General features: G+C 73.6%; 17 protein-coding genes. 13 read left to right on the plus strand and 4 right to left on the minus strand.

All coding sequences use genetic code 11. From position 1 onward, the window contains the following. The first annotated feature begins 26 nt into the window (after positions 1 to 26). The 3 genes from ACIRRU_RS10480 (at position 27) to ACIRRU_RS10490 (ending at position 4305) form a co-directional block, all read left to right on the plus strand. Positions 27 to 752 carry a thioesterase II family protein gene (locus ACIRRU_RS10480; protein ID WP_403678536.1) on the plus strand — a complete coding sequence of 242 codons (726 nt, stop codon included), beginning with the start codon at positions 27 to 29 and terminating at the stop codon, positions 750 to 752. After that, positions 749 to 1633, plus strand: coding sequence for an SDR family oxidoreductase (locus ACIRRU_RS10485; RefSeq protein ID WP_403678538.1), 885 nt, complete (start codon positions 749 to 751; stop codon positions 1631 to 1633). Before ACIRRU_RS10480 ends, ACIRRU_RS10485 begins: the two co-directional genes overlap by 4 nt. An 89-nt stretch (positions 1634 to 1722) precedes the next feature. Continuing rightward, positions 1723 to 4305, plus strand: a complete 2583-nt coding sequence (locus ACIRRU_RS10490; protein ID WP_403678540.1) for an amino acid adenylation domain-containing protein — start codon at positions 1723 to 1725, stop codon at positions 4303 to 4305. Positions 4306 to 4399: 94 nt separating this feature from the next. Here the strand turns inward: ACIRRU_RS10490 and ACIRRU_RS10495 are convergent, their stop codons facing one another. Continuing rightward, positions 4400 to 5953: a ricin-type beta-trefoil lectin domain protein gene (locus ACIRRU_RS10495; protein ID WP_403678541.1), complete on the minus strand. Its 1554-nt coding sequence runs from the start codon at positions 5951 to 5953 to the stop codon at positions 4400 to 4402. Positions 5954 to 6058: 105 nt separating this feature from the next. Between ACIRRU_RS10495 and ACIRRU_RS10500 the strand changes: the two genes are divergently transcribed. From ACIRRU_RS10500 to ACIRRU_RS10510, 3 genes are all read left to right on the plus strand, one after another. Next, positions 6059 to 7462: a class II fumarate hydratase gene (locus ACIRRU_RS10500; RefSeq protein WP_403678543.1), complete on the plus strand. Its 1404-nt coding sequence runs from the start codon at positions 6059 to 6061 to the stop codon at positions 7460 to 7462. Positions 7463 to 7519: 57 nt separating this feature from the next. Further along, positions 7520 to 8206, plus strand: coding sequence for a DUF402 domain-containing protein (locus tag ACIRRU_RS10505; RefSeq protein WP_363202832.1), 687 nt, complete (start codon positions 7520 to 7522; stop codon positions 8204 to 8206). A 373-nt stretch (positions 8207 to 8579) separates the two neighbouring features. Further along, positions 8580 to 10481, plus strand: coding sequence for a SpoIIE family protein phosphatase (locus ACIRRU_RS10510; RefSeq protein ID WP_403678545.1), 1902 nt, complete (start codon positions 8580 to 8582; stop codon positions 10479 to 10481). An 89-nt stretch (positions 10482 to 10570) separates the two neighbouring features. On the opposite strand, the gene ACIRRU_RS10515 is transcribed toward ACIRRU_RS10510, so the two are convergent. Together ACIRRU_RS10515 and ACIRRU_RS10520 are read right to left on the minus strand one after the other, a co-directional pair. Further along, positions 10571 to 11377 (minus strand): class I SAM-dependent methyltransferase, encoded by an 807-nt coding sequence (locus ACIRRU_RS10515; protein WP_403678743.1) that lies wholly within the window; start codon positions 11375 to 11377, stop codon positions 10571 to 10573. A gap of 93 nt (positions 11378 to 11470) precedes the next feature. Beyond that, entirely contained in the window at positions 11471 to 13708 is a 2238-nt protein-coding gene (locus ACIRRU_RS10520) for a transglycosylase domain-containing protein (RefSeq protein ID WP_403678547.1), read from the minus strand. 240 nt (positions 13709 to 13948) lie between these two features. On the opposite strand from ACIRRU_RS10520, the gene ACIRRU_RS10525 reads away from it, so the two are divergent. From ACIRRU_RS10525 to ACIRRU_RS10545, 5 genes are all read left to right on the plus strand, one after another. Beyond that, a complete protein-coding gene (locus tag ACIRRU_RS10525; protein WP_403678549.1) occupies positions 13949 to 14920 on the plus strand; it encodes an SPFH domain-containing protein in 972 nt (323 codons plus the stop codon). Continuing rightward, positions 14917 to 15216: a hypothetical protein gene (locus ACIRRU_RS10530; protein WP_403678550.1), complete on the plus strand. Its 300-nt coding sequence runs from the start codon at positions 14917 to 14919 to the stop codon at positions 15214 to 15216. Before ACIRRU_RS10525 ends, ACIRRU_RS10530 begins: the two co-directional genes overlap by 4 nt. Before the next feature lie 136 nt (positions 15217 to 15352). Then, positions 15353 to 15877 (plus strand): PadR family transcriptional regulator, encoded by a 525-nt coding sequence (locus ACIRRU_RS10535; protein WP_403678551.1) that lies wholly within the window; start codon positions 15353 to 15355, stop codon positions 15875 to 15877. After that, positions 15874 to 16560 (plus strand): ABC transporter ATP-binding protein, encoded by a 687-nt coding sequence (locus ACIRRU_RS10540; RefSeq protein WP_403678553.1) that lies wholly within the window; start codon positions 15874 to 15876, stop codon positions 16558 to 16560. The genes ACIRRU_RS10535 and ACIRRU_RS10540 overlap by 4 nt, the downstream gene beginning before the upstream one ends. Next, positions 16557 to 18938: an ABC transporter permease gene (locus ACIRRU_RS10545; protein WP_403678554.1), complete on the plus strand. Its 2382-nt coding sequence runs from the start codon at positions 16557 to 16559 to the stop codon at positions 18936 to 18938. Before ACIRRU_RS10540 ends, ACIRRU_RS10545 begins: the two co-directional genes overlap by 4 nt. 111 nt (positions 18939 to 19049) lie before the next feature. On the opposite strand, the gene ACIRRU_RS10550 is transcribed toward ACIRRU_RS10545, so the two are convergent. Then, a complete protein-coding gene (locus tag ACIRRU_RS10550) occupies positions 19050 to 20042 on the minus strand; it encodes a hydrogen peroxide-inducible genes activator (RefSeq protein ID WP_403678556.1) in 993 nt (330 codons plus the stop codon). Positions 20043 to 20175: 133 nt separating this feature from the next. Here ACIRRU_RS10550 and ACIRRU_RS10555 point away from each other — a divergent pair, with 133 nt between their 5' ends. Both ACIRRU_RS10555 and ACIRRU_RS10560 read left to right on the plus strand, forming a co-directional pair. After that, complete coding sequence (locus tag ACIRRU_RS10555) at positions 20176 to 20730, plus strand: peroxiredoxin (protein ID WP_031123221.1); 555 nt, start codon at positions 20176 to 20178, stop codon at positions 20728 to 20730. Between the two features lie 12 nt (positions 20731 to 20742). Next, a complete protein-coding gene (locus ACIRRU_RS10560; protein WP_363202840.1) occupies positions 20743 to 21279 on the plus strand; it encodes an alkyl hydroperoxide reductase in 537 nt (178 codons plus the stop codon). Positions 21280 to 21342 lie beyond the last annotated feature (63 nt).

Genomic DNA, 21342 nt, shown 5'->3' on the forward strand with positions numbered 1-21342 from the left:
CCGAGAGAAAGAGAACAGGAACGACCGTGGCCGACGACGAGACCGTCCTCATCTGCCTGCCCTTCGCCGGGGCGGGTCCCTCCTTCTTCACGCCCTGGCAGCCGGTGGCCCCGGCGGGTCTGCGGATTCTCCCTCTCTCCCTGCCGGGCCGGGAGAAGCGCTTCCCGGAGCCCGCGTACACCTCGGTGGCCCCGGCCGTCGAGGACGCGTACGCGCAGGTGGCCGAGGAGCTGGGCGGGGCGGGCGGCCCGGTGGTGCTGTTCGGCCACAGCATGGGGGCGGTCCTCGCGTACGAGCTGGCGCACCGGATCGCGGGATCGCCCGGCGGCCCCCGGCTCGACGCCCTCGTGGTGAGCGGCTCACCCGGCCCCTGGACGCCGCGCACGGACCGGGCGGGCGGGCTGCCGGACGAGGAGTTCGCGATGCGGGTACGGGCGTTCGCCGGGTACGACCACCCGGCGCTCGCGGTCCCGGAGATGCGGGAGCTGCTGCTGCCGACGCTCCGGGCGGACGTCCAGCTGCACGAGTCCTACGTCCCGTCCTCGGCACGGCCGTTGGGCGTGCCGGTGGTCTCGGTCCGGGGCCGGGAGGACACGCTGGTGGGGGCGGCGCAGGCGGCCGAGTGGGGCCGGGCGACCACCAGCGAGCTGACCGTGGCGGAGCTGGACGGGGGGCACATGTATCTCACCGAGCAGCCGGGCGCGCTGCTCGATCTGGTGGCCGCCGAGCTGCGTGCGGTGCGCGGCCGGTGAGCGGCGGCGGGGACGACGGGCGGCGGCCGTCCGGCTCCGGTGCCGCGCCGGGCGGTGTCCGGCTCGCCGGGCGGACGGCGCTGATCACCGGGGCGGCGCGCGGTCTCGGCCGGGCCTGCGCGGTGCGGTTCGCCCGCGAGGGCGCCGACCTGGTGCTGCTGGACGTGCCGGGCGAGCTGCCCGGGGTGCCGTATCCGCTCGGCTCGGCCTCGCAGCTCGCGCACACCGCGGAGCTCTGCCGGGAGGCCGGGGCCGCCGTGCTGACCCGGCGGGCCGACGTCCGGGACCTGGTGGCACTGGAGGCGGCGGCGGACGACGCGGAGGAACGGTTCGGCCGGATCGACGTGCTGGTCAACAACGCGGGGATCGCGGCGCCTTCGGGCCGTCCCGCGCACGAGATCGGCGAGGCCGAGTGGCAGCTGATGATCGATGTGGACCTGAGCGGCGCGTGGCGGGCGATCCGCGCGGTGGGCGGCCGGATGGTGGCTCAGGGGTCCGGTTCGATCGTCAACATCGCCTCGACGGCGGGGCTGGTGGGCTACCGGCACTTCGCGGGGTACGTCGCGGCCAAGCACGGCCTGGTCGGCCTGACGAAGGCGGTGGCCCTGGACTACGCGCCGCGCAAGGTCCGGGTCAACGCGGTGTGTCCGGGCTCGGTGCGGGACGACGCGGCGATGGAGGGGCGGATGCTGGCGGAGATCGCCCGCTCGCTGGAGGTGCCGGTGGCCGAGCACGAGGAGACCTTCGTCCGGGACCAGCCGATGAACGCCCTGGTGGAGCCGGGGGACGTGGCGGACGCGGCGCTCTGGCTGGCCTCGGACGAGTCCCGGCAGGTGACCGGCAGCGTGGTGGCCGTGGACGGCGGCTTCTCCGCCCGCTGACGCCGGGGCGGCTCCGCGCCCGGCCCCGGTCTCTCCCCAGGCCCCCGGGCCTTGCCCCTGTTCCCCCTCCGCACCGAGGAGTTGAGCCCGTGCCGCAGGTCCCCACCACCCTGACGGTCCGCCTGCCGTCCACGACCCCGGACGACGCGCTGGCCGCCGCTCTCACGGCCGCCGCCGCCCTGTGGTGGCCCGGCGACCGCCGCCGCCCCCGGCTGTGGACGGAGACCGTGCCCGCCCCGGCCGCCTCGGATCCGGCCGACCGCCGCCGTGCGGCCGAGGCGCGCCGCCCCCTCGCCCCGGGGCTCCGGCTGCGCGGGGTGCTGCTGCGCTACGCGGACGGGCGGGGCGGTGCGGGGCCCGTCGCCGATCTCGTCCTCACCGCCGACCCGGCCGCCCTGGACGCCCGGTCCCTGGACACCGTCGCCCGGGTGCTGCGGGGCGAGACGGCCCCGGAGGCGGCCGTCCCGGCCGACGGGCCCGCCGCCCCGGACCTGCGCCTGGACGAGGCGGCCCGGCTCCTGGCCGGGGCCCTCGCGGTGACGGCCGGGCGGTACACGGGCGCCGCCTCGGTGCGGGTCGCCGTTCCCGTACCGGCGCGGGAGCGGCCGCCGTACGCGCTGGGCGCGTTCGACGGGTACGCGGTGCTGACGGCGGACCTCTCCCCCGGCCGTACGGTCGGGGACCTGCTCGCCACCGCGCCCGCCGGGCCGGCCGAGGACGACGGGCCGCCACCGCTGGAGCTGGTCTTGACCGGCGAGGGCATCGCCCTGCCGGACCCGCCGCCTTTTCCGGCGCACCAGATCGACCGGGTACGGCGGCAGTTGGCGGACCTGTCTCCCGACGCCCCCTTGGCGGCGCTCGATCCGCTCGGCCCGGCGGAGGGCGACGCCCGACGCGTCCTCGGCGCACCGGTACACGCCGGGCCTCCCGTCGCCCGCCGGATCGACGCCGTCTTCGCCGAGCACGCCGCCGCCCGCCCCGGCGCCCCCGCGCTCACCAGCGGACCCGTCACCCTCTCGTACGCCGAACTCGACGCGCGCTCGGAGGTGTTGGCGGACGGGCTGTACGCGCACGGCGTCCGCCCCGGTGACCTCGTCGGGCTCTGCCTGCCCCGCTCCACGGACCTGGTGGCGGTGATGCTCGCCGTGCTGAAGGCGGACGCGGTGTACGTACCGCTCGATCCGGAGCATCCGGCGGACCGGCGCGAGCGGACCGCGAAGGACGCCGGGCTGCGGCTCACCGTCGAGGACCCGGCCGGTCTCACCGGTCACCCGCCCAGGCCCGCCCCCGGGGAGCGGCCGGCGGCCGGGGCCCCCGCCTACGTGATCCACACCTCGGGCTCGACCGGCCGCCCCAAGGGGGTCCTCGTCCCGCACGCCAATGTCACCGCCCTGGTGGACGCCGTACGCGAGGACTTCGGGCTCCGCCCCGACGACACCTGGACCTGCTTCCACTCGGCGGCGTTCGACTTCTCGGTGTGGGAGATCTGGGGAGCGCTGCTGACGGGCGGGCGACTGGTGGTCGTGGACCACTGGACCAGCCGCTCCCCGCGGGAATTCCACGCCCTGCTGGTCCGGGAGCGGGTCAGCGTGCTGAGCCAGACCCCCTCGGCGTTCACCCAGCTCGCGGCGGCCGACCGGGGTGCGGACGCACAACTGGAGCTGAGGCTGGTGGTGTTCGGCGGTGAGCCGCTGGACGCCCGTCCGCTGCTGGAGTGGTTCGACCGGTATCCGGAGGACCGCTGCCGCCTGGTCAACATGTACGGGATCACCGAGACGACCGTCCACGTCACCGCCACCACCGTGACCAGACGTCAGGCCCTCGGCGGCTCCCGGTCGGTGGGGCGGCCGCTGCCCGGCTGGTCGGTGCGGGTGCTCGACGAGGGCGGCCGGCCCGTGCCGCCGGGCGCTCCCGGGGAGATCCACGTGGGCGGGGCCGGGGTGGCGCTGGGCTATCTGCGCCGCCCGGCGCTGACCGCCGAACGTTTCGTCCCCGACCCCCTGGGCCCGGCGGGGGCCCGCATCTACCGCAGCGGCGACCTGGGACGGCTGCTGCCCGACGGGAGCCTGGAGCACCTGGGCCGGATCGATGACCAGGTGAAGGTACGGGGCTTCCGGATCGAGCCCGGGGAGATCCGGCACGTCCTGCTGGAGGACCCGGCGGTGTCGGCGGCGGCGGTCACCGTGACCGGCGGCGAGGACGGGGACGCGGCGGCGGTGCGGATCGACGCGTACGTCGTCCCGGCACCGGGCGCGGGCGAGGACCCCGCTCCCGTACGGGAGCGGGCGGCGCGGCTGCTGCCCGCGCACATGGTGCCCGCGACGGTGACCCTCCTGCCGTCCCTCCCGCTCACCGCGAACGGCAAGCTGGACCCGGCCCGGCTGCCCGCGCCGGGGGTGCACCGGCCCCAGGCCGCGGCACCGCGCGGGGCGTCCGGGGGGCCGGGGGCGACCGGTCCGGCGGCCGCGCTCGCCGCCGTCTGGCAGGAGGTGCTGGGCGTGGAGAGCGTCGGGCGGGACGACAACTTCTGGGACCTGGGCGGCAATTCGCTGTACGCGATCCGCATCGGCACCCTGGCCCGGGAGCGCGGGCTGCCCGAGGTGCCGCTGCGCCAGCTGTATCTGACCCCGACACTGGGGGGCCTGTCCGAGGCGCTGGCCGACGGCGCGTGAGGAGGGGGCGGCCGCACCGCCGCGACCCCCCCGCCCTCCGGGGCCCGTACCAGGGACCGTGATCACCCAGCCGCCTGGCGTGCGACGACCGGGCCTACGCGAAACGCTGCTGGGCGCTGCCGTCGCACGTCCGGAGCCGGAGCGGGTCCCTGGGTCCCGCCAGCGTCAGGCACAGCCCGGTCGCGGCGGCCGGGCGGAGGGTGCCCGACTGCCGGACGAAGCGCTGGTTGGCCTCGCCCGCGCAGTTCCACACGACGAGCGTGGCACCGGGGGTGTAGCGGGCGCCGGGCACGTCCAGGCACCGGTCGTGGCTGAGGGCGGTGCGCAGGGTCCTGGTAGCGCTGTCGTACCACCAGTTCTGGTTGCGCCCGCCGTGGCAGTCCCAGCCGCCGATCGCGGTGCCGTTACGGGTCACCGAGCCCGGCACGTCGAGGCAGCTGCCGGTCGCCTCGTTCCTCACCGGGGTGAACAGGTCGTCCCAGGCCCCCTGCTGGAGCACCGGGCTCCCGGTGCTCGCGGGGTCGGCGCAGCTCGCCTCGCGCAGCCCGGAGTCGTACATCTGGGTCAGGCAGGAGGCGAAGGCCCCGTGCCCCGCCGCGTTGGGGTGGAAGGACTGCCGTACGGAGTTCTCGTCGGGCAGTCCGGGCTTGCCCAGGTCGATGAAGAGGCCGCGCGCCCAGGGGGCCTCGCCGCACACCTCGTGGCCGTGGAAGAGCCGGGAGTTGTCGAGGTAGGCGGCCCCGGTGGCCGCGGCGGCCCTGCGCATCCCCGCCTGGAAGGCGGGTACGGCGGTGTTGCGGCCCCAGGCGGTGTCGGAGTCGTAGCCGAGTCCGCCGCAGATCAGCTTGCCGGGGAACCTCGGGTTGTCACGGAAGTCGGGGCCGATCGGGCTCGGGTAGCCCATCAGGACGAGCCGGTAGTCCTCGTCGGCGTATCCGGCGCCGGTCATCACCGTCCGCAGATCGCGGACGGTCGCCTCGACCTTCGGGACCAGGGCGTCGACGCGGGCCTGCCAGCCCCCGGCGTACGTGGGTTCGCAGGGGCCCTGGAGGGTGAGGTAGCGCACGACGCAGTCGGTCATGACCGGGCCGAATTGGAGGTCGTCGTTGGCCCCGGCGACCAGCACGATCATGGTGATCCGGGTGTTGCGGGCCTTGATGGCGAGGCTGTCGCTCTGAACCAGTTCGTCGGCGTACTGCTTGTTTCCGCCGATTCTGATGTTCCCGGTATGGGCGCCGGAGCAGGAGACGTTGTACGTGACGTCCGCCGGGATGCCCGTGCGGTGGATGGCGGCGTCCGGCGAGCGGTGGCACCAGTTGTCCGGCCCGTCGGTACCGGGCTCGTAGGTGCCGACGCCCTCGCCGGAGATCTCGCTGTCGCCGAGCGAGATCAGGCCGGTCCTGCGTTCGGCGAGCGGCCGCTCGGCGGGGCTGCCGTACAGCCGGGTGGCCTCGGCGGCCCGGACGGCTTCCAGCGCGGGCGGGAGAGGGGTGGAGGCGATGGAGGAGGTGGCCGGTTGTGCCGCGCCCGCGGGTCCGGCGGCCGCCAGGCCGCCGACGGCCGCGGCGAGGGCGAGCGCGGCGGCGAGCGTGCGGCGGAGCAGGCGAGGGCCCCCGGGCCCCGGACGTCTGGTGCTGGTGCGCGTCATTGCGCCTCCCGGTGAGTGGTTACCACCGGTATTTACTGGTTGGTAGGCGGTTTGGGAATACGCCGAACAAGAGAAGTGCTCATCTTTTTCAGGAGGTTTGAACACATGGCTGACACGTCAGGCGCCGAGGAGTTCCGCACCGAACACGACTCGATGGGCGAGGTGAAGGTCCCCGCGCACGCCAAGTGGCGTGCGCAGACCCAGCGGGCGGTGGAGAACTTCCCCGTCTCCGGGCAGCGCCTGGAGCGCGCGCACATCGAGGCGCTGGCCCGGATCAAGGGCGCGGCCGCCCGGGTCAACGCCGAGCTGAAGGTGCTGGACCCGGAGGTCGCGGCCGCGATCCAGGAGGCGGCGGAGGAGGTCGCGGCGGGCCGCTGGGACGAGCACTTCCCGGTCGACGTCTTCCAGACGGGCTCGGGCACCTCCTCGAACATGAACACCAACGAGGTGATCGCCACCCTCGCCTCCGAGCGGCTGGGCCGCCCGGTGCACCCCAACGACCACGTCAACGCCTCGCAGTCCTCCAACGACGTCTTCCCCTCGTCCATCCACATCGCGGCGACCGCCGCCGTGACCGCCGACCTGATCCCGGCCCTGGACCACCTGGCGGACTCCCTGGGGCGGAAATCGGCCGAATTCGCGGAGGTCGTCAAGGCGGGCCGTACCCATCTGATGGACGCCACCCCGGTCACCCTCGGCCAGGAGTTCGGCGGCTACGCCGCGCAGGTCCGCTACGGCGTGGAGCGGCTGCGCGCCTCACTGCCCCGGCTCGCCGAACTGCCCCTGGGCGGTACGGCGGTGGGCACCGGCATCAACACCCCGCCGGGCTTCCCGGCGGCCGTGATCGCGCAGGTCGCCCGTGCCACCGGGCTGCCGCTGACCGAGGCCCGCGACCACTTCGAGGCGCAGGGCGCGCGGGACGGGCTGGTGGAGACCTCCGGGCAGCTGCGGACCGTCGCCGTCTCGCTGACGAAGATCTGCAACGACCTGCGCTGGATGGCCTCGGGGCCGCGCACCGGTCTCGCCGAGATCGCCCTGCCCGACCTCCAGCCCGGCTCCTCGATCATGCCGGGCAAGGTCAACCCGGTGATCCCGGAGGCGGTCCTGATGGTCGCCGCCCAGGTCACCGGCAACGACACCACGGTCGCCACGGCGGGCGCGGCGGGCAACTTCGAGCTGAACGTGATGCTCCCGGTCATCGCGAAGAACCTGCTGGAGTCCGTACGGCTGCTCGCCAACGCCGCCCGGCTGCTCGCGGACCGCACGGTCGACGGCATCACCGCCGACGCGGAGCGGGCCCGCGCCTACGCCGAGTCCTCGCCGTCCGTGGTGACCCCGCTGAACCGGTACATCGGCTACGAGGAGGCCGCGAAGGTCGCCAAGAGGTCCCTGAAGGACGGCACCACGATCCGCGAGACCGTCCTGGCCGCGGGCTATGTGGAGCGGGGCGACCTGACGCTGGAACAGCTCGACGAGGCGCTGGACGTGCTGCGGATGACCCGTCCGTGACCCACCGGGTGACCTGAGTCGCAGCGGGCCGGTGGGAGCGCTCCGTAAGATCCCTTCATGACAGGTACGGGAGAGTGCGCACGCTGGGCGCCGGGGGACCAGATCCTCTGGCGCTACCGCGACAACGGCCGGGCCCACCGGGCATCCGACGCCCCGCCCGTCCACATCTGCCGCCCGGTGACGGTCGTCCAGGACACCGACGACCTGCTCGCCGTCTGGATGGCGCCCGGCACCGAGTGCGTACGGCCGGTGCTGGCCGACGGCGGGCAGGTGCACGCCGAGCCGCTGGCCACCCGCTACACCGCGCCGCGCACCACGGCCCGCTCGACCTGGTTCGGCTCCGGGGTGCTGAAGCTGGCCCGGCCCGGCGACCCGTGGTCGGTGTGGCTGTTCTGGGACCGGGGGTGGATCTTCCGCAACTGGTACGTGAACCTGGAGGAGCCGCGCGTCCGGTGGTCCGGAGGGGTGGATTCCGAGGATCACTTTCTCGACATCTCCGTGCACCCCGACCGCAGCTGGAAATGGCTCGACGAGGACGAGTTCGCCCAGGCGCAGCGGGTCGGCCTGATGGACCGGGAGACCGCGGCCCGGGTCCGGGAGGCGGGCCGCGCGGCGGTCGAGGTGATCACCGCCTGGGGCCCGCCGTTCCGCGACGGCTGGGAGCACTGGCGGCCCGATCCGGGGTGGCGGGTGCCGCCGCTGCCGGATGACTGGGACCGCACCCCCGCCGCTATGCCGTCGTGAGACCCTGGAAGCGGCCCTCGGGCGGCCCGGACGGCAGGACCGGGACCGCGGGCGGGCCGCACGCCGCGACCGGCGGACGACACACCGGAACTGACCACAAGTCAGCACACCGGCCGTGCGGAGGGGACGGGCCACGGACCCGGACCTTCCGAGCGGCCGCAGGGCCACCACGAGGGGGTGGAGACATGCACGCCGTCCGCCGCGCCGTCGCCGGAGGGATCGCTGTCCGGCCATCTCCGGGGCACACGGTTTCGGCCCCCCGTGCGGGGGCATCCGGTGACAGCCGTTGTTCTCACCGCGCTCACCGGGGCACAGTGACGCCCCACGAGGCGCCTGCCTCACACAACCGGCCCGGACGGACGGAACCCCACGCGTGACGGAGCATCCCACCTCCCACGAAGGCCGCCAGCCGCTCGCGGCCCGGCAGCAGGAGCGCACCCGGCCCCGCCAGCAGGACGCCGCCGCGGCCGCCGCCGCGGCCGGGATCCCGGGCCCGGCCGCCGCGCCCTCCTCCGGTCCCGGAGCGGCCGCCGTCGCCGACGCGCAGGCGGCCACCCGCCGCGAGGGCGACCGGCTGCGCTTCATCGGCGCCGCCACCCGGCGGATCGCCCGGGGCATGGACCTGGACGAGATCGTCCTGGGCCTGTGCCGGGCCAGTGTGCCGACGTTCTGCGACCTGATCCTGGTCTATCTGCGCGATCCGCTGCCCGTCGGCGACGAGCGCCCGGTGAGCCCGTTCATCCTGCGGCTGCGCCGCAGCGACCGGCTGCGCCTGAGCAGCGAGGAGGGCGAGGCGGGTTCGGAGACCGAGCGGCTGCGGCGCAACGTCGTCGACCCGCAGGCCGACCTGATGCCCGCGGCCGAGCTGTGCGAGGTCCGGGCGGGCGGTGCGCTGGCGGAAGTGCTGCGCGGGGTGCGCCCGGTCTTCGGCGACTCCGCGGCGGCCCGCGCCGCCCTGCCCGAGCTGCTGGGCCCCGGCCGGACCGTCCCCACCGGACACCGGGCGATCCTCGCCCCGCTGCGCGGCAGGCGGCGGGTGATCGGGGCGGCGGTCTTCGTGCGCGGCACCGAGCGGTCCGCGTTCGAGGCCAGTGACCTGCTGGTCGCGGCGCAGCTGGCGACGCACACCGCGCTCGGCATCGACAAGGCCGTGCTGTACGGGCGCGAGGCCTACATCGCCGACGAGTTGCAGCGCACGATGCTGCCCGACTCGCTCCCCCAGCCCACCGGTGTCCGGCTCGCCTCGCGCTACCTCCCGGCGGCCGAGACGGCCCGGGTGGGCGGCGACTGGTACGACGCGATCCCACTGCCGGGCAGCCGGGTCGCGCTGGTCGTCGGCGACGTCATGGGCCACTCCATGACCTCGGCGGCGATCATGGGCCAGCTCCGCACGACGGCGCAGACCCTGGCGCAGCTGGACCTGCCGCCGCAGGAGGTGCTGCACCACCTGGACGAGCAGGCGCAGCGGCTCGGCAGCGACCGCATGGCGACCTGCCTGTACGCGGTGTACGACCCGGTCGCGCACCGGATCACCGTGGCCAACGCCGGGCACCCGCCGCCGGTGCTGCTGCACCTGGGCGGCCGGGCCGAGGTGCTGCGGGTACCCGCGAACGCCCCGATCGGGGTGGGCGGCGTCGACTTCGAGTCGGTCGAGCTGGACGCGCCCGCCGGCGCCACGCTCCTGCTCTACACCGACGGTCTGGTCGAGTCACGGCTGCGGGACGTGTGGACGGGCATCGAGCAGCTGCGGGAGCGCCTGGCGGCGACCGCCCAGCTGACCGGCCCCGACCACTCCCCGCCGCTGGAGGCGCTCTGCGAGGACGTGCTGGACATGCTCGGTCCGGGCGACCGGGACGACGACATCGCGCTGCTGGCCGCCCGCTTCGTCGGGGTCGCGCCGAGCGACGTGGCGTACTGGTACCTGGAGCCGGAGGACGCGGCCCCGAGCCGGGCCCGCAGACTGGCCCGGCGGGCGCTGGACCGGTGGGGCATGAGTGAGCTGGCCGACGAGGTGGAGCTGCTGATCAGCGAGGTCGTCACCAACGCGGTGCGGTACGCGGAGCGGCCGGTGACGCTTCGGCTGCTGCGCACCGACGTGCTGCGCTGCGAGGTCGGCGACGACTCCCCGCAGCTGCCCCGGCAGCGCCGGGCCCGGGACACCGACGAGGGCGGCCGCGGCCTGTTCCTGGTCAACCGACTGGCCCGGCGGTGGGGTGCGACGCGCCTGTCGACGGGGAAGGTCGTCTGGTTCGAGATGGGGCCCCGGGGGCAGTAGGGGCACCCCGGCACGGCCGGGCGCCGTCGGCCCGCCGCACCCCTTCACGGCTCGCGGCCCGCGGCCGGTGGGCCGCCGTGGAGCGTACGTCAGCGCGCGGTGACCACGTACGCGGGGAGCGCCCGGTTGCCGCGCGGCTCGGCGACGGCCCGCAGAACGTCGACCTGGCTCAGGACGAGCTGCCGCATCGCCTCGGGCAGGGGGGCCAGAGACTCCGGTGTTCCGGCCAGGTCGAGGCAGGCGCCGATCTCCCAGTCGCCGTCCTGGAGCTCTCCGGTGTCGGCCGGCCCGCCGCCGTCGGCACTCCAGCCGGTCCCGGGCAGGAGCCGCAGCAGCGCCTCACGGGAGAAGGGCGTGCGGACGTTGCCGCGGCCGCGCGGATCCGCCGCCTCGATCTGACCCTGGATCAGCACGGCGAGGAGGTGTGCCAGTTGGTCGCCGGACCGGGGCGTCAGGTCCCACTCGGTGAACCACAGCCGCCGCGCCCACGGCCGCACCCGGGCGAGGGTGTCCCGCAGCTGTCCGGGCGATGCGAAGTACCAGGAGCAGTGCGCGAGCACCACGTGGTCGAAGGCGCCTTCGGGGAAGTCCACCGCCGGGTCGAGGACGTCGGTGCCGAAGCGGAAGTCGATGCGCGGCCCGAGGGGGCCCGCCGCGAGCCGGGCCGCCGACTCCCCGAGCGTCACCGGCGTCCCGTAGGAGGGCTCGGCCACGTCGACGGCGACCACCCGCCCGCCGGGTCCGGCCGCCTCGGCCAGGACGGCGGTCATGTCGCCCTGGCCGCAGCCCAGTTCGAGGACGGCCGAGCCCGGCGCGATGTCCCAGCCCGCCACGAGCGCGGCCCGGTGCCGGGTCTGGGACAGCTGGCTGTCCGGGCTGTGACCGGCGGCGGCCATGCCGGCCGCGAGCGAGGCGGCCTTGGCCCGCAGGTCAGGCAGATCAGACAGGTCAGGCTGGTCAGGCAGATTCACGACGTCCCTTCCGGGGGGTCACCGCGGGGCCGCTCCGCCGGCCTGGGGCCGCTCGCCCGGCTGGCCGTCGCCGCCCCCGGGCAGGGGCGGGAACTCCGGGCTGGTGGGCGGCGTGGAGGGGGTGGGCGGCGGGCTGCTGGTGGTGGGCGGCGCGGGCGAGGTCGGAGTCTCGCTGGGCGTCTCGCTCGGCGTCTTCGAGGGGGTCTCGGACGGGGTCGGCTTCTCGGACGGGGTGGGCTTCTCGGAAGGCGTGTCGGACGGGGCGGGCGGCGGGGGCACCTCGCCGCGCTCCACGTCCTGGAGGTCGAACGTCTTGTCCGAGCCGCCGCCGAGGGCGCCCAGGGTGTAGTCCGCCCAGATCCGGGCCGGGAAGCCGCCGCCGTTGGCGCGGCCGGAGTTGGCCGTACCGGTGAGGGAGACCTGCTTGCGGCCGCCGTCGCCCTCGCCGAAGAGGGCCACGACCGTGGTCAGCTCCGGGGTGTACCCGGCGAACCAGGCGGACTTGTTGTCCTCGGAGGTGCCGGTCTTGCCCGCCGCGTCGTAGGCGGAGGTGTCGGCCGCGCTGCCGGACCCGGCGTCGACGACCCCGGTGAGCGCCTTGGTGACGGTGTCGGCTGAGGCGCGGCTGATCACCTGTTCCCGCTTGGGGGCCGCGGGCTTCACCGAGCGGTCCCGGTGTTCGGCGGCCTTGAGGATGTGCGGGGTGACCTTCTTGCCGTGGTTGTCGAGGGTGGCGTAGGCGGCGGCCATGTCCCAGGTGGAGGCGTTCATGGTGCCGAGGGAGACGGCGGGGCGCTCGGGGAAGTTCTTGTCCGGTACGCCGAGGGCGAGCGCGGTCTCCTTGGCGGCGGCGGGCGTCACGTCCACGATCATCTGCGCGAAGACGGCGTTGACCGAGCTGTTCGTCGCCCGCTGGACGGAGATCGGGCCGTAGCTGCGGTCGTCCTCGTTCTGCGGATTGAAGGGGGTGTCGCTGCCGACGACGGGCCGCTTGCTGGTGCCGTCGTAGATGGTGTTGAGCCCGATCAGCCGGCCGTTCTGGGTCTTGGACTCGTTCTCCAGGGCGGAGGCGAGCACGAGCGGCTTGAAGGTGGAGGCGGGCTGGTAGTCCTGCCGGGTGGCGTTGTTGATGTAGTGCTTGACGTAGTCCTCGCCGCCGTACATGGCGACGACCTCGCCGGTCTTGGGGTCGACGGAGGTGGCGCCCGCCTGGACGCCCGCGTCGATCTTGCTGCCCTTACGGTCGAGCTTGGACTCCAGCTGGTCCTCGACCGCCTTCTCCAGCGCCTTCTGCCGCTTCTTGTCGATGGAGAGGGTGAACGTCCAGCCGCCCGCCTCGCGGTCCTCGGCGGAGATGCCCTGCTTCGCCAGCTCCTTGTTGGCGGCCTCGACGAGATAGCCCCGCTGCCCCTCCATGCCCTCGGCGGGCTTGGGCTTCTGCGGGACGGCGAACTCCAGCTTCGCCTTCTCCGACTCGGTCAGCCACTCCATCTCGACCATGTTGCGCAGGGTGTAGGCCCAGCGCTCCTTGACCAGCCGCTTGCCCGTGGCGGAGGCGGAGTTCCAGTCGTACTGGCTGGGGGCCTGGAGCAGGGAGGCGAGGTAGGCGCCCTGGGCGACGTCCAGGTCCTTGGCGTCGACGCCGTAGTAGGCCTGGGCCGCGGCCTGTATGCCGCTGGCGCCGCGCCCGTAGTAGGCGGTGTTGATGTACCCGGCGAGGATCTCGTCCTTGGACTGCTTCTGGTCGACCTTGAGCGAGATCACCAGCTCCTTGAGCTTGCGGCTCACGGTGGCGTCCTGCGTCAGGTAGTAGTTCTTCACGTACTGCTGGGTGATGGTCGAGCCGCCCTGCTTGCCCTTGCCGCTGAGGGTGTTGAACAGGCCGCGGGCGGTGCCTTTGATGTCGACGCCCTGGTCCTTGTAGAAGGTCTTGTTCTCGGCGGCGACAAAGGCGTGCTGAACTTTCTTGGGCACCTCGTCCAGGTCGACGATCTGGCGGTTGACGCCCTTGCCGGTCCGGGCGAGCACGGTGCCGTCGCTGTACTTGTAGACGTTGCTCTGCCGCTCGGCCATGGCGTTGGCGGCCGGAACGTCCACGTACAGGTAGAGCGCGCCGAAGGCGCCCATCGCCAGCAGGACGATCCCGAGGAACGCGCCCAGCAGCTTCTTCCACGTGAAGAGTCTGCTTATGCCGCCGCTCTTCGCGGCCCGGCGCGCCTCCCGCGCCTGGGCTCGCCGCGCGTCCGCTCGACCCATGGCTGTGTTGCTCCCGCTTCTCTGCTCGACCCGCTCGCTCGGTCTCCTCAGTCCGTACCGACCTGCCAGCTAACACCGTCGGGCGGGACGAACGACGGGCGATCCGGTCTTTTACGGACGTGAGAATCAGCACCCGCACCTGGGGGAACCGACTCCCGAGGGCTGGACAAGGTTGCGAGATCCGATAATGTGTAATCACATTGATTACGCGGTGCGATACCGCTCGACACGGGGGATCCCATGACCGGACAGCACGACGACCACCACCCCGACGGCCCGGCCACCGACCTTCCCGTCGACGCCCCCGAGATGCCCGAACCGCAGGTCAGAGAGGTTCCGGCGCACGCCATCGCCGGTGGCCTGGGGCTGCTGCTGACCGTGCTCGGCGTGATCGCGGGCGCCGCTCTCGCCGTCGTGGGCGGGGCGGTCGGGGCGGACGGGAACAACGGCGTCGGCGTCCCGCTCCTCGTCGTCGGGGTGTTCGTGGTGATCGCCTCCTTCTTCTGCATGAGCGGTGTGAAGATGGTCGCTCCGGGCGAGGCCCGGGTGATCCAGCTCTTCGGCCGCTACGTCGGCACGATCCGCGCCGACGGGCTGCGCTGGATCAACCCGTTCACCACCAGCCAGAAGATCTCCACCCGGGTCCGCAACCACGAGACCGCCGTCCTCAAGGTCAACGACGCCTACGGCAACCCGATCGAACTGGCCGCGATCGTCGTCTGGAAGGTCGAGGACACCGCCCAAGCCCTCTTCGAGGTCGACGACTTCCTGGAGTTCGTCGCCACCCAGACCGAGGCGGCCGTCCGGCACATCGCCATCGAGTACCCCTACGACGCCCACGAGGAGGACGGCCTCTCGCTGCGCGGCAACGCCGAGGAGATCACCGAGAAGCTGGCCGTCGAGCTGACCGCCCGGGTGAAGGCGGCGGGCGTCCGGATCATCGAGTCGCGCTTCAGCCACCTCGCGTACGCGCCCGAGATCGCCTCCGCGATGCTTCAGCGCCAGCAGGCGGGCGCGGTCGTCGCCGCCCGTCAGCAGATCGTGGAGGGCGCGGTGGGCATGGTCGAGATGGCCCTCATCCGGATCGCCGAGCAGGACATCGTGGAGCTGGACTCCGAGCGGAAGGCGGCCATGGTCAGCAATCTGATGGTGGTGCTGTGCGGCGACCGCGCGGCGCAGCCGGTCCTCAACACGGGCAGCCTCTACCAGTGACCGGCGAGGAGCCTCCCCCGGGGGACGGCGAGGAGCCTCCCCGGCGGCCGCCCGCGGCCCGGTCGCGGCAGCAGCGCAAGCAGATGCTGCTGCGGCTGGACCCCGCCGTGCACGACGCCCTGGCCCGCTGGGCCTCCGACGAACTGCGCAGCGCCAACGCCCAGATCGAGTTCCTGCTGCGGCGGGCGCTGGCCGAGGCGGGACGGCTGCCCGGGGCGGCCCGGCCGATCCCCCGCCGGGGACGGCCGCCGAAGAGCCCGCCGGAGGAGACCGCCCCGAAGGGTCCGGACGCCTGAGGCGGCGCGGAGGGGAGACTCCACGAGCAGGATTCCGGCGAGCGCCGGAGCACGCCCCTGACCCGGGATCGCGGGTCAGGGGCGCTTTTCGGTCTCGTATACACCGCAGGTATACACACGGTGTACAGTGCTCCGCATGTCTATCGGTCACACCCTCCTCGGGCTCCTGGAGTCCGGCCCCCGGCACGGCTACGACCTGAAGCGGACCTTCGACGAGAAGTTCGGCCAGGACCGCCCGCTGCACTACGGCCAGGTCTACTCCACGATGTCCCGGCTGCTGAAGAACGGGCTCGTCGAGGTCGACGGCATAGAGAGCGAAGGGGGGCCCGAGCGCAAGCGGTACGCCATCACCGACGCCGGGATCACCGACGTCTCACGCTGGCTCGCGCAGCCCGAGAAGCCGGAGCCCTACCTCCAGTCGACCCTGTACACCAAGGTCGTCCTCGCCCTCCTCACCGGTCGCGACGCCGCCGACCTGCTGGACGCCCAGCGCTCGGAGCATCTGCGCCTGATGCGGGTGCTCACCGACCGCAAGCGCGCGGGCGACCTCGCCGACCAGCTGATCTGCGACCACGCCCTGTTCCATCTGGAAGCCGATCTGCGCTGGCTGGAACTGACCGCCGCCCGCCTCGGTCAGCTCGCCAAGGCGGTGACCGCGTGATCCCCGAAGGCTCCCTGCTGGCCGCGCGCGACCTGCGCAAGACCTACGGAGCGACGCCCGCCCTGGACGGCGCCTCGTTCTCCGTCCACCCCGGCGAGGTCGTGGCCGTGATGGGCCCCTCCGGCTCCGGCAAGTCCACCCTGCTGCACTGCCTGGCCGGGATCATCACCCCCGACTCCGGCACCATCACCTACGCGGGCCGCGAGCTGTCCGCGATGCCGGACGCCGAGCGCAGCGCCCTGCGCCGCAGCGACTTCGGCTTCGTGTTCCAGTTCGGCCAGCTCGTCCCCGAGCTCACCTGCCTGGAGAACGTGGCCCTGCCGCTGCGGCTCGACGGTGTGAAGCGCAAGGCCGCCGAGCGTGCCGCCCTGCGGTGGATGGAGCGGCTGGAGGTCGAGGACCTCGGCGCCAAGCGGCCCGGCGAGGTCTCCGGCGGACAGGGCCAGCGGGTCGCCGTGGCCCGCGCCCTGGCCGGCTCCCCGAAGGTGATCTTCGCGGACGAGCCGACGGGCGCGCTGGACTCCCTCAACGGCGAGCGGGTCATGGAACTGCTCACCCAGGCCGCCCGCTCCACCAACGCCGCGGTGGTCCTGGTGACCCACGAGGCCCGGGTCGCCGCCTACTCCGACCGCGACGTCACCGTACGCGACGGCCGGGCCCGCGACCTGGAGCACTCCGCATGACCCTCCTCGACGAGAAGCGGTCCGCACCGCCCCCGCGCCCCGCACCGCCCGCCCGCACCGCCACCGCCCTGCGGGATCTCGGCCTCGGCATCCGGTTCGCGGCCGGCGGCGGCCGCGAGGGCTGGACCCGTACGCTGCTGACCGCCGTCGGCGTCGGCCTCGGGGTGACCCTGCTGCTCCTCGCCTCCTCCGTCCCCCACATGCGCGAGGCGCGCGCCGAGCGCGAGCAGGCACGGGGGGAGACGCCCGTCTCCGCGGCGCGGGACGTGGCCTCGGACAGCTCGGTGCTGGGGCTGAGCGCGACCACCGAGTACCGCGGGCGGACCGTCGTCGGCCGGCTGGTGCGCGCCGAGGGCCCCGACCCGGTCCGCGCGCCGGGCGTCGCCCGCTTCCCCGCGGCGGGCGAGATGGTGGTCTCCCCCGCCCTGCGGGAGCTGCTGGACTCCCCGGACGGCGAACTGCTGCGCGAGCGGCTGCCGTACGAGGTCATCGGCACCGTCGGCGACCCGGGCCTGCGCTCCCCCAACGATCTCCTCTACTACGCGGGCGACGACAGCCTGACGGTGGCCAGGGGCGCGGAACGGATCACCGGATACGGCAAGGAGATCCCGGGCGAACCGCTCCAGCCGGTGCTGATCGTCCTGCTCGTCATGGTCTGCGTCGTGCTGCTGGTGCCGGTCGGGATCTTCATCGCCACCGCGGTCCGCTTCGGCGGGGACCGTCGCGACCGGCGGCTGGCCGCCCTGCGCCTGGTCGGCGCGGACATCCGGTCGACCCGGCGGATCGCGGCCGGGGAGGCCCTGTTCGGCTCGGTGCTCGGGCTGCTCGCCGGGGCGGGGTTCTTCCTGGTGGCACGGCGGTTCGCCGGTGCGGTGGAGGTCTGGGACTTCAGCTCGTTCCCGGCCGACCTGGTGCCCGCGCCCTGGCTGGCGGCGCTGGTCGTGGTCGCGGTGCCGCTGACCGCCGTGCTCGTCACCCTGGGGGCGATGCGCTCGGTGGTGATCGAACCGCTCGGCGTCGTACGCCGGGGGCGCGAGCGGGGCCGCCGGCTGTGGTGGCGGCTTCCGGTGCCGCTGCTGGGTCTCGGGGTGCTCGGCCTGACCGGCCGGGTGGCGGAGACCGAGCCGGTCGAGCCGTACCCGATCGCGCTGGGCGCGGTCCTGGTGCTGGTCGGGCTCGCCCTGCTGCTGCCCTGGCTGGTGGAGGCCTGCGTGAACCGGCTGCGCGGCGGTCCGGTGTCCTGGCAGCTCGCCACCCGCAGGCTCCAGTTGAGCAGTGGTGCGGCCTCCCGCGCGGTCAGCGGGGTCACCGTCGCGGTGGCCGGGGCGATCGCGCTCCAGATGCTGTTCGCCGCGATGAACGCCGACTTCGAGCGGGCGACCGGCCAGGACCCCTCGCGGGCCCAGTTCGCCGCGTCCTCCGACGACGTCACCGGTGCGGCGGCCACCGAGGCCATCGCGGAGTTCCGGGCGACCCCGGGGGTGGAGAAGGTGATCGGCTCGGTGGAGGCGTACGCGTCGAAGCCCGGCGTCTTCGCCGCCGACGACGTGCCGCCCACCACCGAGCTGACCGTGGGCACCTGCGACACCCTGCGCGAACTGGCCCGGATCGGCGCCTGCGAGGACGGCGACACGTTCGTCGTGCACCCGGCCGACCGGGAGACGGCCGACTGGGTCGACCGGACGGCCCGCAAGGGCAAGGCCGTCGAGATCGGCGAGGGCATGGGCCGTGAGCCGTTCCGCTGGACGCTGCCCGCCGACTCCCCGACCGTGCCGGGCCGCCGCGACCCGATGGGCGAGGAGCACTGGGGGATCATGGCCACCACCGGCGCGATCGACGCGGGTGAACTGCCCGGCGCGCGGATCGTCGCCCAGATCCGGGTCGACGAGAGCGTGCCGGACATCGCGGAGCACGTACGCAACACGGCGGCCCGGATCGACCCCGCGATGCAGTTCTTCGCACTGAACTCGGTGGAGCGCGACCGGCAGTACGCGAGCATCCGCACCGGCCTCCAGGTGGGCGCGACCGTGGTGCTGCTGCTGATCGCCGCCTCGATGCTGGTCTCCCAGCTGGAGCAGTTGCGGGAACGCCGACGGCTGCTGTCCGTGCTGGTCGCCTTCGGCACCCGGCGGGCCACGCTCGGCTGGTCGGTGCTGTGGCAGACCGCCGTGCCGGTGGTGCTCGGTCTCGCGACGGCGGTCGTGGGCGGCCTCGGGCTCGGGGCGACGCTGGCCTGGATGATCGAGAAACAGGTCGCCGACTGGTGGCTGTTCTGGCCGATGGCGGGGGCGGGCGGTGCGCTGATCGCGCTGGTCACCCTGGCATCGCTGCCGCCGCTGTGGCGCATGATGCGCCCGGACGGCCTGCGCACGGAGTGACCCGGGGCTGACCCGGGCCGGGCGTACGCGGCCGGGTCCCGGGCGACCGCGCCCCGGCCGCCTGCGCCTTCCGCCCGGCCCAACTCCCGGTCGGGGCGGGAGGCTTCCGTCTCAGTCCTGGTCCGGGTGGTGGACCACCCGGACGGGCAGCGGCTCCATCGCCTCGCGCAGCGCGGCCGCCAGCTCCTCGAACTCGCCGCCCCGCGCCGACCCGGTCCGCATGGCCAGCGCGACCCGCCGGGTGGGCGCCGGGTCCGCGAAGTACCCGGTGGACAGGGCCGCGTTGCGGCCGGTCTCCACCGTCACCGCGGTGCGCGGCAGCAGCGTCACCCCGAGCCCGCCCGCGACCAGCTGGACCAGGGTGGAGAGCCCGGCGGCGGTCGTGGTCACCGGTGCGCCCCGGGTGCGGCCCGCCTCGCGGCAGATGTCCAGGGCCTGGTCGCGCAGGCAGTGCCCCTCGTCCAGGAGGAGCAGCGGCAGCTCTCGCAGGGCGGCACGCGGGATGTCGGCCTGCCCGCCGAGCCCGTGGTCCTCGGCCATGACCAGGACGAAGTCCTGGTCGAACAGCGGGAGTTCGGTGACGCCGGGCGCCCCGAGCGGCACGGCGAGCAGCAGCAGGTCGAGCCGTCCGGCCGCGAGTCCCTCCAGAGCCGAGGAGGTCTGCTCCTCGTGGACCTGGAGGTCGAGGTCCGGGTAGCGGTCGTGGACGAGGCGGAGCACGGTGGGCAGGAGGTAGGGGGCGACGGTGGGGATCACACCGAGCCGGAGCACCCCGGTGAACGGCGCCCGGACCGCCTCGGCCTCCTCCATCAGCGCGGCGAGGGCGTCCAGCACCGCCCCGGCCCGCAGCGCCAGCCGCTCCCCCGCGGGCGAGAGCAGCACCTTGCGCGTCGTACGCTCGATGAGCTGGACACCCAGTGCCTCCTCCAGGGTGGAGACGGCCCCCGAGAGGGCGGGCTGACTCATCCCGATTGCTGCCGCCGCGTCCCGGAAGTGCAGATGTTCCGCGACGGCGGCGAAGGCGCGCAGCTGCGACAGACTGGGCTGCCTGCCGGGCGACTTACCGGACTTCCTGGGGCGTAGGCCCGGATCTTCCTGCGCCACTGATAGGCACCTCCGATCATCGGGACCGAGTGTAGCTATTTCTGTGATCAATGCACTCTGTGCCAAGGTGGAACCCGTCCAACCCTCAGGAAGACCCCCAAAAGGGCAATTCCAGACGTTGCAAGGAGAGCGCGTGCTCACTGTCGGTGACAAGTTCCCCGAGTTCGACCTGACCGCTTGTGTCTCGCTGGAGAGCGGCAAGGAGTTCGAGCAGATCAACCACAAGACCTACGAGGGCAAGTGGAAGATCGTCTTCGCGTGGCCGAAGGACTTCACCTTCGTCTGCCCCACGGAGATCGCCGCCTTCGGGAAGCTGAACGAGGAGTTCGCCGACCGCGACGCCCAGATCCTCGGCTTCTCCGGTGACTCCGAGTTCGTGCACCACGCCTGGCGCAAGGACCACCCGGACCTGACCGACCTGCCCTTCCCGATGCTGGCCGACTCCCGGCACGAGCTCATGCGGGACCTCGGCATCGAGGGCGAGGACGGCTTCGCCCAGCGCGCCGTCTTCATCGTCGACCAGAACAACGAGATCCAGTTCACGATGGTGACCGCCGGTTCCGTGGGCCGTAACCCCAAGGAGGTCCTGCGGGTCCTCGACGCCCTCCAGACCGACGAGCTGTGCCCGTGCAACTGGACCAAGGGCGAGAACACCCTCGACCCGGTCGCGCTCCTCTCGGGCGAGTGAGCTGACACGGACATGGCTCTCGACGAACTCAAGTCCGCCGTACCGGACTTCGCCAAGGACCTGAAGCTGAACCTCGGTTCGGTCATCGGCAACAGCGAGCTCCCCCAGCAGCAGCTGTGGGGCACCGTGCTGGCCTGTGCGATCGCCTCGCGCTCGCCGAAGGTGCTGCGCGAGCTGGAGCCGGAGGCGAAGGCCAACCTCTCCCCCGAGGCGTACACCGCGGCGAAGTCGGCCGCCGCCGTCATGGCGATGAACAACGTCTTCTACCGCACCCGGCACCTGCTGTCGGACCCCGAGTACGGGACGCTCCGCGCGGGTCTGCGGATGAACGTCATCGGCAACCCGGGCGTGGAGAAGATCGACTTCGAGCTGTGGTCGCTCGCCGTCTCCGCGATCAACGGCTGCGGCCAGTGCCTCGACTCGCACGAGCAGGTGCTGCGCAAGGCCGGTGTGGACCGCGAGACCGTTCAGGAAGCCGTCAAGATCGCCTCGGTGATCCAGGCGGTCGGTGTGACCCTCGACGCCGAGGCCGTACTCGCCGAGCAGTGACACCCTCCTGACGCACCGGAAGAGCCCCGGGGACGACCGACCGTCCCCGGGGCTCTTCCCGTC

It is taken from the genome of Streptomyces sp. NPDC101181 (assembly GCF_044767975.1).
Taxonomy (GTDB): Bacteria; Actinomycetota; Actinomycetes; order Streptomycetales; family Streptomycetaceae; genus Streptomyces.